The organism is Nautilia sp. (genome assembly GCF_053994455.1).
Window position 1 is genome coordinate 1 of record NZ_JBMYAU010000022.1, and the last position, 3,324, is coordinate 3,324.

Genomic DNA, 3,324 nt, shown 5'->3' on the forward strand with positions numbered 1-3,324 from the left:
CTTACATCTCTCTCTTTTTTTAACAACTCTTCCAACTCTTCTTTACTCTCTTTGATTAATCTATCATATCTTAGTATTCCCATATCGTTATTATATCAAAGTTATTAAATATCTTGGAATTGGTATAATTTCCTCAGCTGACACGGAATTATGAACGGTCTCAATTTACGAAATTGCTAAAAAAGGCATAAAAATCTAAAACTTATGTTTTTATAATTATTTTACTAAACCCGCTTTTTTTAATTCATCCCTTAACGCCGGCAAAACAGGTTTTCTTTTATATAAAAAATACGCAAATTCGTAAATATCTTTTTTTATACTTTCCACATCTTCTAATTCTTTTAGTCTTCTTACGATTATCTTATATTTCTCCCTGTTTTTATCTGGTGAATTAACTGTTTTTAATGCAAATTTTTTTACTATTTCCAATGTTTCTTCGGGATAGATATGTTTGATTTTTTTTGCCAAGTCTCTGAAAATATAATCCTGTTTTTGTGCCAGCTTAAGAATTTCGTTGTAATTTTTTTCATATTCGTAAATTTCAGCCAAATATCTGATATGCCCTGCAGTTAAAAACTTTTCACACTCTTCCTTAACCCATACGCATTCTTTTTCATTAACTGTTTTTAACCTTTTATAAGATTCAAAATCAAGTTCTTGTACACATTTATATGCAAGTGCTTTTGACACATATTCAGTTTCCTCGCAGTGCTTTAATATTTCATTATAAAATTTCGAAATATCAAGTTTTGAAATTAAATACAAATCTTTTTTTTCGCTTAAATACATATCGACAATTTCTTTACTTGAAGTTTTTAAAACTATTTTTTTTGCTTCATCATACATTTTATAATAAATATAAACTTTTAATTTTACAAAATCCGGTAAATATAACACATTCTCGTAAAACTCTTTTTCTAAACCTTTAAATATTTGTAGATAAATACACGTAAAACCCTCATCAGCTTCGAATTTTTTTAACAAATAAAAAATTTTTTCTTTAAATTCACTAAAATCAATATATTTACAAACCTTTTCAATCTGCTCTTTTAGCCACTCCCGCACCCACTCATCATACGAATTGACAAAATATGAAGCATCAATCTTAAAATCATCTATAATATAAAAAGCCAGAAGCAGGTTTATCAGACCGTTCACATCATATTCCCGGATCATTTTATTTATTTCATCTTCAAAAATGCTTAAAGAATCTTTTACTATCTGATATTCGTCAATATCATATCTGTCGTAATATTCCTCTATATAAAAATCCATATCCATAGGGGAAATCAGACACAGCAGATCTTTTGCCGTAAGTTTCACCCTGTCTTCTATATTCAAATGACTTTTTACAAATTCAAGATACTCTTTTTTAATATCTTCCCTCTCTAAAAGTTTATCTAAAAAAGCCCTTTTTATACTTTCAATATCCGCCATTTTAACCCCTAAATCAAATCCACAAAATCATCTTTATATTTTGAATAATTTTTCTCAAACCATTCATCAATCTCCACAGTATAATATCCGCCCTTGTTAAACCTGTTATCAAACTCTTCAAATCCCATACCTTCCTTAATTGCCAAAATAAAATATCTCACTCCCGGATTGTCATTAGGATTCATTTCCAGTAATTTTTTAAATAAATTTAACGCTTCATCAGTTTTTCCCATCTTCCAAAGATAAATGCCGTAATTAACCAGCAATCTGATAATCGGTCTGTTTTCTCTCCATCCCCATTCCATCACATCAGGCCACTCGCCAAACTCATCAATAAACATTTTATCAATCTTTTTATACCCCTTTTCCAATAATTTATACGCCTCTTTTATTTCACCCTTTTGCAGTAAAAGAAAATATAAATCCAAATAAGCCTCAAAACATTTCGGATTTCTTTTTATAAAATTTTTCAGTTTTTTTTCAGCTTCATCAACAGGTAACGTTTCCAATTTGTCTGAAAGGCTTTGATACTTAATACATTTTGAATTATCAAATACAAATTCCATTGAATACTGCTTAAAAGGCTTTCCTTTTCTTTTTATAACTTTTGCTTCTTTTAAATCCATATCGACTTTCTTTTTAAAATCAATTATAAAATGCCACATATCCCCGTAATCAAAAACCATCGTCATCCGCTGTTTTTCTTCTTTAAACACATCTTTTATTAAAGTGTTTTTTACCCCTTTACAATTGCTTTCCATTTCTTCATCGGCAAAAAGTTCATAACAGTTTTTTGATTCCCTTATTTTTTTCCAGTTATCATAAAATCCAAAAGCATGGTCGTTTTCAAAATCAAAACTTTTTAATATTACATCAGCAAAATCCTCTAACGTGTAATCTTCCGGTACCAATATCTCAACTGTTGGCATTCCCCTTAATTTCGGAAAATCAAAATATCCGTTTTGAATTACTCTAAACTGATACATTTCCCTTCCTTTTTTCTAAAATTATTACCAAATTATACCAATTCTAAATTAGTCAATTATCTTTAAAGCATTAAATATCTAACATTCTGCCATTTTTACCATTATCCATTTTACATTTTCCATCCTTTAGAACAGTTTTCCCATTCTTCTGTATCCCAGATAAAACAAAACCGCACCTATTACAATCTCTCCGGTAAAATAAGGCAGTAAATCTATAAATTCAGTTCCTCTGAAAAATATCGACTGCGCACCTTCTATGTAATATTTAACGGGTGAAATTATACTTAGTTTTTGAAGGCACAGCGCCATAGAATGAATCGGCGTCCAAGCCCCGCTTAAAAACAAAAGCGGCATAACAACCAAAACAGTATATTGGGAAACTTCAAGGACGCTGTTTGAATAAGCGGCAATTACAAGGGCAATTCCTCCCATTGCCATTACAAAGAAAAACGTTAAAAGGAAAAAGTATAAAAGATTTCCGTTTATCGGCACTCCAAACACCCCAAACAAAATAAGTCCTATTCCCATTACAATACCAATACTAAGAATTAAAATCTGAGAAGCGATTTTTGCAAACATAATCAACGCCCCGTTTGCCGGCATTAAAAGCATAATATCCCATGTCCCGGCTTCTTTTTCCTTAACAAACACAACGGCTATCAAAACAAGACTCAGCATTGTGATAACGCTTAAAAGTTCGCTCAGACTCATAAACCATTTTGAATTTGAATTAGGATTAAAAAGTTTATAAATTTTTACATCAACTGGCATTTTACCGTCAATCATGGAATAAATTATCTGGGATATAGAAGAATGGGGAAACTGTTCTAAAGAATGGAAAATGGAAAGTGAAAAGTGAATAATATAAAATTTAAAAAGAAAAAACCTTAACAACTTAAAA

Annotated in this window: 3 protein-coding genes; all 3 read right to left on the reverse strand. The window is 30.1% G+C overall.

Features of this window, described 5'->3' with window-relative positions; all coding sequences use genetic code 11:
- Window positions 1–216 precede the first annotated feature (216 nt).
- Complete coding sequence (locus ACXJIE_RS01575) at window positions 217–1,437, reverse strand: hypothetical protein (RefSeq protein ID WP_456479226.1); 1,221 nt, start codon at window positions 1,435–1,437, stop codon at window positions 217–219.
- An 8-nt stretch (window positions 1,438–1,445) separates the two neighbouring features.
- Window positions 1,446–2,423, reverse strand: coding sequence for an IS1096 element passenger TnpR family protein (locus ACXJIE_RS01580; protein ID WP_456479227.1), 978 nt, complete (start codon window positions 2,421–2,423; stop codon window positions 1,446–1,448).
- 126 nt (window positions 2,424–2,549) lie between these two features.
- Window positions 2,550–3,324, reverse strand: a 775-nt coding sequence (locus tag ACXJIE_RS01585) for an ABC transporter permease (RefSeq protein WP_456479228.1), incomplete at its 5' end; no start/stop codon positions are given.

Excerpts from the sequence above, each read along its gene's own strand:
- ACXJIE_RS01580 (WP_456479227.1), bottom strand. The coding sequence starts at position 2,423 with ATGTATCAGTTTAGAGTAATTCAAAACGGATATTTTGATTTTCCGAAA.
- ACXJIE_RS01575 (WP_456479226.1), bottom strand. The coding sequence starts at position 1,437 with ATGGCGGATATTGAAAGTATAAAAAGGGCTTTTTTAGATAAACTTTTA.